Raw genomic sequence first — 7,114 nt, 5'->3', positions numbered from 1 at the left:
ATATACGGCTGCTGCAGCAGCCTAAAGGGTGATGCACTTCAGAGTTGAATGCAGGCTTCAAAAAAAGTCGGTATTGCACAAAAAATAAAGAAGATTGTCTGAGCTATTATTACGCCCCACCTTTAACAGAAAACACCCTCCAGTACTCTGTTAAATTTGATGCTCACGCCAAAGATAGTGTTGTCAATCTCAGCCTCAATAGAGACTCTTTTAAAGAAAAGTACTCTGGCACTGTGATCTTGCTACATGGATTTCGCTCTTCTAAAGAATTTATGCTGTATTCAGCGCTATATTTTCGCTTTCTTGGATTTCAAACCATAGTGCCGGACCTTCTTGGACACGGTGAATCAGACAGTAATAAAAAATATGGAGTAGGTGACAGCAAAATTATCAACGGATTTATTGACAACCTAATCAGCAGCGGGGCTATTAAAGGAGAGAATCTTTATATTGTTGGGAATTCCATGGGAGCACTAACTGCCCTATATGTCTCCGCCTTAAGATATGACATAAGTGGAGTTATTTTACTAGCGCCCATGCTTCCATTCGATCAGGCCCTCTATAATTATGGAAAACTCAACCACCCTCTACTTAGTCGTATTATTCCTGAAAAAGATGTTCGTCAAGGGGCAAATTTAGCCCTAAAAAAAGCCGGCATCGAACCCAATGACACCAACATACTCCCACTACTTAACTTCTCCAAGCTCCCAATACTGCTAGCCTCATCACCTTCAGATAGAATTTCGCCATATAGAAACTATAAGGGTTTGGATCAAATAAATATCGAAGTGATTGAAGTTGATAACAGGAACCATCCCAGCATGGCCACTATCGGAAACACTGAACATAAGGCAATTATTAAATGGCTGAACAGAATAAACTAATGGGATAGCTAGGCTTTATCCCTATCACTCCCCTCTCGGAGAAAATAAGCTTTAACAGCCCAAACTGCATATTTAACCAGAGAAAGTTGATTTTTATATGTTTAGAAAATGAATAGCTAATCTGCCGATAAAGCCGTTCTACTCCATCTGCTTAGGCGAAAACATAATAATTGTCATGCCCAGCATTGCCACTGCGGCACCGCTAACATCCCAGATCGTAGGCTTGACGCCATTTACCAGCCACAACCAGACGATTGCCGAGAAAATATAGATTCCGCCATAAGCAGCATACACCCGCCCCGCAGGGGCAGGATGTAATGTCAACAACCAGGCAAAAACTGCCAAACTGAGGCCACCTGGTACTAACAACCACATACTCTTATCTTGCTTTAACCAGAGATAAGGCAGATAGCACCCTAATATTTCAGCCAGAGCCGTCGCCAGAAATAGAAGGATGGTTTTTATTTCGAAAAGCAACATAAGTACTTAATAATTCAGCCATTAACTTCACAAACATTTTCAAGTCGCATCGTGAATGCACGTTTCATATAGGAAAACTGCTCTATTGTCTCCATATGCTTACTTAGAGAGTTTCTTGCCTGGAGGAAATCTGTTTTTTCCCTGTCATCCATTCCTTCGTGAAAAAGATACAAACTTTGTATTGGAGCCATTACGGATTTTTCTGTACGATAGAAAATATCACCTGACATAGCTAGATCCACCTTATCCCTAATTGATCCATCCGGCATAATCTGCACAGAAACATTGGGAACATAATTTGCGATCGGACCTTCGAGATTCAGGATGGCAGAATCTGTCTCATTCAATTTCTTTGCCACATACACTTTGAGCTTGTTATTTCGGACTTCCAGCTTCACAAATGGTTTAATGATTTTAAATTTTTCTTTGTCTTCTTCGAAAAGTTTTACCGAAGCTTCAAGCATGACCAGACTCTGGGTATTAATGAATCTCTCGTACTCTTCCAGATAGCAGTCAGCCTGTACACTCTGACCGAAGAAAAAACAAAGACAAAAGGCTAATCTTTTCATTGATCTAAATATTATCCTTAATATTTGATAAATTGATCGCCTCAAACATCAACTGGCGCACTGGTTAACCCAGAACAGTTTAGACCCCAATGGCATCACTTTCGGCCATCATTGCGCTTGAAACTTTTAATCTTTAAACAAATGCGCACTCTACGTCTTTTTTCGCGTAATTTACGCCAGCAATTTCCCAAAAAGTGAAACAGTCGCCGCTTTACGACTAAATAGGTTTGCTTTTACGCTATGTTCAGCATGGGAATTCCCTCATTTAGCGATAGCTTGACCGAATTACTGGCGGCAATGCGGATGTCTCAAGTATCCTCGCTTTCACACTCTCTCGAGCCAACAAGGTCTCTATCCACTACTGAGTTTAAGACCAGGATTACAATACGGGGAAGTATGAATAAATTCTGATCGCTGTAGGCATGGACGCAAGGTCTGCCAGGGATAAAAACCCCATCCGGTAGACGCCACTATTTTTCCCAATCTTACCGTTTCAAGTGGCAAATAACCCAACGAAAAATCAGTGTAGTAACAATAAAAAGCCCGGACGATTGCCGGGCTTTTTATTGTAGACAAAGCTGAATATATTACTTCAAACCCAGCACTTCTTTACCTTGAATAAAGGTGACATCTACTGGGATGCTGGCCTCGGATAAACGATCCAGGTCGGCCTGTAATTCTGGTCCGATTACGCCTTTAGTTGCCAACAGCTCCTTGGCTTGTTGGTAGTCACCGTCCCCTTGGATGGTGATAATCAGGCGCGACAGGTTTGTCATAGCCTGCTGCATTTTTTCAAAGTCTACGCTATACAAACCTGTCTTTGCATCACGAGTAAAGGCACCCTCCTCCTTAAAAAAGTTAAAACGCATCATATTTGCTTTGCCGTGGGCGCTGGCAGCACCAAACCGCACACTACGAATAATACCGGCGAGGAAGGTGACATAGTTATCCATCAACTGGCCATCTTCGAGCTCACCTTTCTCGTGCAGACGGGTAACCATATATAACCCAAGAATATCCGCTTTACCTTCCTCCAGTGCAGAAGAAGTTTCCTTCAATGTCTGGCGAACATTTTCCCCAGTTTCTATCGTCTTCTTGATCCCCAAACCATGAGCCACTTCATGAAACATCGTATTGGCAAAGAAAGCCGGGAAAGTAATATTCTTGCGCTGATCTTCAGCAATCAGAACATCACTGATCGGAACCAGGATTTTATCGAACTTGGCTTGCATCGCATTCTTCAGCTGCAGGCGACGGGTTCCTTTTGCCAGCTGTACCTCCTCATCATTGGGAAGGTTAATTGCGATGGTCTTGGAGCCCGCATTACTATGGCCCGCATAGAAAAGTACATCGTAGGCATTCAGGTCTGAATCGGTTCCCGGCTCTTCAGATTTGTACTTTTCTTCTACCGGTAAGCCTTTTTGCAGCTCAGGCAATAGAGCGGCAAACTTGGCCAGTTTTTGACTCCACTCTTTATCTTTTAGCAGCACGTAAGATTCGTAGGCTGTGCGGTAGGCAAATAATTGATCTTCGTAATTTTCGATTGGGCCAATAACCACATCGATGTCATTCTCCTTCATATCCATCCAGGCCATATCACTTGGGCGGAAGTTATCAGTCAGGAGTGCATCGGCACGCATAGTCAGGTAATGGGCAAACTCTTTACTTTCGGCCAATGGCGCCGCCTGACGCAAAATACTGGCGGCTTTATTCAGATCCGCACTGTACGCTTCACTATAGGAAATCAGCTTTAAGTCACCGGAATCAGTGCGGCGCACCAAAGAGTAGAGACCATCTTTTTTGGGTTGATCCCAACTCTCGAATTCCTCTCGAGTCATATCCGCTGGATAAAAATTAGCCCCTAACGGCTTGGATCCGTAACCAACGATAAACGGCTTGTTATCATTGAGGCGATCCCAGGGGCCGTAATTGATGTCGGCAAACTTACGCGCACGATTATCTTCGATATCCGGTAGCAACTCTTCTGCCGGTCCATATGACTGCATCCAGAACAGGCGATCCATGATCTGACTGGCGTCAATTAACAAACCAATCATTTTGCGCTGATTGTCAGTAAGGCTGCTAAGGTTCGCGGTGAGTTCAACTGGCACGTATATATTAAATCGCTTGTCTGCGTCCTCAACCTTCTCCTTCTTGGGGACAGGCACGGTTTTGGACTCAACAATCTCTGCCTCAGCTTCGGCCTTGGCAACTTCATCAGAATGCTGTTCTTTCTTGGAACAACCGCCAACAAGGGCCAATGCCAATAGGGCTGCCGCTATCTTGGAGGCCTGAAAAGGAATGGTCATATCGCTCTGCCTATCATTTTTTTATATCGGCGCCACATTAGTCGGGCTGCAATGAATTATCAACCATCAGGGGGCGGAGACAGCCGCAGTGAGCGTCTCAGCTCCGCTCTCTTGTTGCTGCATACGCCACAGGACTGCATAGTGACCGCCATCTGCCAGCAACTGACTATGGGAGCCCTGCTCGACAATTCGGCCTTGCTCCATCACCAAAATTCGATCCGCATCCACGATGGTGGAAAGGCGATGGGCAATAACCAGAGTTGTCTGTTCCCGTGCGATCTCCCGTAAAGAGGTCACTATGCCCCGTTCCGAACGGCTATCCAGAGAGGAGGTGGCTTCATCAAAAATCATAATCGGCGGTTTTTTGAGCAGCGCCCGTGCAATAGCGACTCGCTGCTTTTCACCACCAGAGAGCTTCAAGCCCCGCTCCCCCACCAAAGTATCAGCGCCCTCAGGCAACTGTTGCACAAAATCTGACAAGTGCGCATGGCGAATCGCCTCATCCACCTCTTCATCGGTTGCGTTCACGCGTCCGTAGCGAACATTATCCCGAATAGATTGGTTAAACAGCACAGCATCCTGCGGTACTACACCGATAACCTGGCGCAGCGATTCCTGAGAAACACCGCGTATATCCTGCCCATCGATTGAAATAACACCGGCATCGGTATCATAAAAGCGAAACAGCAGTTTGAAGAGTGTCGACTTACCGGCGCCACTGGCACCCACAATAGCCACCTTTTGCCGTGACTCTACCCCAAAGTTCACCCCCTTGAGGATTTGACGGTTACCCTTGTAGGCAAACTGCACATCCTGAAATTCAATGCGCCCCTCCGTCACTTTCAGAGATGTCGCCCCAGAAAGATCCTCCACCCCAGGCTTAACTGAGAGCAGCGAGAACATTTTCTCGATATTAGCAAGAGCGCCCTTCATTTCGCGGTAGACGAAACCCAAGAAATTGAGGGGAATAAAAATCTGCATCATAAAGGCGTTCACCAGGACAAAATCACCAATGGTCATCTGTCCCTTTGCAACGCCCATAGCCGCTAGGATCATGGCCCCACACATGGCGCTGGCGATAATAAGCGCCTGGCCACTATTGAGCCCAAACAGGGATAGCCTGTTCTTGCGCCGAGCCTTCTCCCATACCGCCAACTCACGATCATAATGACCAGATTCATGCTGCTCATTGGCAAAATATTTGACCGTTTCATAGTTGAGCAAGCTATCAACTGCGCGACTGCTGGCTTGGGATTCAGCCTGGTTTAACGCCCTGACGAACCGTGTACGCCATTCCGTCGCCACCACTGAGAAGCCGATATAGATAATGACCGCAGCCAATACCAGCAAGGCAAACATCCCACTGTAATTCCACCAGAGCAAGCCCGCCACCATGCCAATCTCCACCAAGGTGGGCACTATATTGAACACCATAAAGCGCATCAGGAAGCCAATGCCGCTATTGCCTCGCTCAATGTCCCTGGAAAGGCCGCCAGTGCGCCGATCAAGGTGAAAATCAAGATCCAGTTTGTGCAGGTGTTGAAATACTTCGAGCCCAATCCTGCGCTGGGCCCGCTCCGTCACACGACCAAAAATGGTATCCCGGAGCTCGCCAAACAAGGTACTGGAAAATCGTACGGCTCCATAAGCCAACAAAAGCCCCAACGGCAGAGCAACGGCCTGAGCCAGGCCACCGGCACTATCCAGGTCATCGACAATATGCTTGAGCAGGAACGGCAAAGTGACGCCCGCAACCTTTGCGCCTATCAGGCAGAGAACCGCCAGAACCACGGCACGGCGGAATTCGAGTAAATAAGGGAAGAGGGTTTTCAGTGCACCCCAGTGCACCTCATCCAGCGGGACAGTGGACTTGGCTCTAAGCATAATCGGGTCCGGAAGACAAAATAGGCGCCCATTATAAGTTGGCGGTAGGACTTATATAGACTTTCATCTGCAGACACCAACAGACTAACCGCCAGTTCCGGTCGATCTCACGCCTATAGCACCACACCACATCCACCGAGATCTTAATCGTTGCAGTAAAATCAGAGTCATTAGATATCGAAGGCTCTGTGACAATTTCGCGCCCCTACTCAAAGGTTGATCGCTGCCGGGAACTGACAACTCACCAGAAGCAACAAGCCCAGCTTGAGGCCGTAGGTCTCCGCTCCGGTGCAGCCATAATATGCCTGACATTTAAGATGTCTGGCACATTGATAGATTACGGCTTCGGCGCTCTATCTTAGAAGAAAACTAAAAACTAAATAATTTGTCATACCATATATCGACATTAGTGTTAAAGACATAAAAACCCCTCGCACATTATCATTCCCCGAAAAATAGCTGTAGGTATATCCCAAGCGTGCTATCGGAAACATAAGAATCCATAACCATGCGGTAAACTGGCTTGGGGAAGAAAGTGAAAAAACCATCACAAGAAATATATAGTAAACAATATTCTCAGTTGTATTTCTGTGTGTATTTAAGCACCTCTCAACCTCAAAAACACCTTCTTCAGAGCTCTCTGATCTCTCTGATCTCTCTCTTCCGCTTGACAGCCGCTCCTCAGGTGAAGCAAAAATTTTGAAGCGATTACGGGTAATCTCCGTGGCCGTCATTATCCAAGAGTGGTTAACGACCAGAAGTATTGCTGCAAACGATATCAATCCCATTATTTCTTTTGATGATATTGCTACCTGAACCGGATCAATCCCAAACGCAAAATTTAGCAGTACGCTAAGCAATAACACGGCAAAGGGATATATTTTTATTATCCACACTAAATTACTGGCCTCATTTTGATGCTTTCACCATATTACAATACTTCGGACAGTTTTAGGGGCGAAATAGGTAGGAACCACGGCCAGATACT

At 46.1% G+C, this 7,114-nt stretch carries 6 protein-coding genes; 1 reads left to right on the top strand and 5 read right to left on the bottom strand.

Features of this window, described 5'->3' with window-relative positions; genetic code table 11:
• The first annotated feature begins 44 nt into the window (after positions 1-44).
• Positions 45-884, top strand: coding sequence for an alpha/beta hydrolase (locus MO867_RS19755; protein WP_252472312.1), 840 nt, complete (start codon positions 45-47; stop codon positions 882-884).
• Positions 885-1,022: 138 nt separating this feature from the next.
• Here the strand turns inward: MO867_RS19755 and MO867_RS19750 are convergent, their stop codons facing one another.
• The 5 genes from MO867_RS19750 to MO867_RS24145 form a co-directional block, all read right to left on the bottom strand.
• Positions 1,023-1,364 (bottom strand): YnfA family protein, encoded by a 342-nt coding sequence (locus MO867_RS19750; protein WP_252472310.1) that lies wholly within the window; start codon positions 1,362-1,364, stop codon positions 1,023-1,025.
• Between the two features lie 14 nt (positions 1,365-1,378).
• The gene (locus tag MO867_RS19745) at positions 1,379-1,933 is read right to left on the bottom strand and encodes a hypothetical protein (protein ID WP_252472307.1); all 555 of its coding nucleotides are present in this window, start codon (positions 1,931-1,933) and stop codon (positions 1,379-1,381) included.
• Between the two features lie 587 nt (positions 1,934-2,520).
• A complete protein-coding gene (locus tag MO867_RS19740; protein ID WP_252472305.1) occupies positions 2,521-4,242 on the bottom strand; it encodes a dipeptidyl-peptidase 3 family protein in 1,722 nt (573 codons plus the stop codon).
• 66 nt (positions 4,243-4,308) lie between these two features.
• Positions 4,309-6,126, bottom strand: coding sequence for an ABCB family ABC transporter ATP-binding protein/permease (locus MO867_RS19735; RefSeq protein ID WP_252472303.1), 1,818 nt, complete (start codon positions 6,124-6,126; stop codon positions 4,309-4,311).
• A 353-nt stretch (positions 6,127-6,479) separates the two neighbouring features.
• Positions 6,480-6,914 carry an MAPEG family protein gene (locus MO867_RS24145; protein ID WP_373565913.1) on the bottom strand — a complete coding sequence of 145 codons (435 nt, stop codon included), beginning with the start codon at positions 6,912-6,914 and terminating at the stop codon, positions 6,480-6,482.
• Between the last annotated feature and the right edge of the window lie 200 nt (positions 6,915-7,114).

The sequence above is a fragment of the Microbulbifer okhotskensis genome (genome assembly GCF_023895975.1).
GTDB lineage: Bacteria > Pseudomonadota > Gammaproteobacteria > Pseudomonadales > Cellvibrionaceae > Microbulbifer > Microbulbifer okhotskensis.
This window is presented reverse-complemented; position numbering and strand designations above follow the sequence as displayed.

Bases quoted from the DNA above. Each gene is read 5' to 3' on its own strand.
- MO867_RS19735 (WP_252472303.1), bottom strand. From the start codon at position 6,126: ATGCTTAGAGCCAAGTCCACTGTCCCGCTGGATGAGGTGCACTGGGGT.
- MO867_RS19745 (WP_252472307.1), bottom strand. From the start codon at position 1,933: ATGAAAAGATTAGCCTTTTGTCTTTGTTTTTTCTTCGGTCAGAGTGTA.
- MO867_RS19750 (WP_252472310.1), bottom strand. From the start codon at position 1,364: ATGTTGCTTTTCGAAATAAAAACCATCCTTCTATTTCTGGCGACGGCT.
- MO867_RS24145 (WP_373565913.1), bottom strand. From the start codon at position 6,914: ATGGGATTGATATCGTTTGCAGCAATACTTCTGGTCGTTAACCACTCT.
- MO867_RS19740 (WP_252472305.1), bottom strand. From the start codon at position 4,242: ATGACCATTCCTTTTCAGGCCTCCAAGATAGCGGCAGCCCTATTGGCA.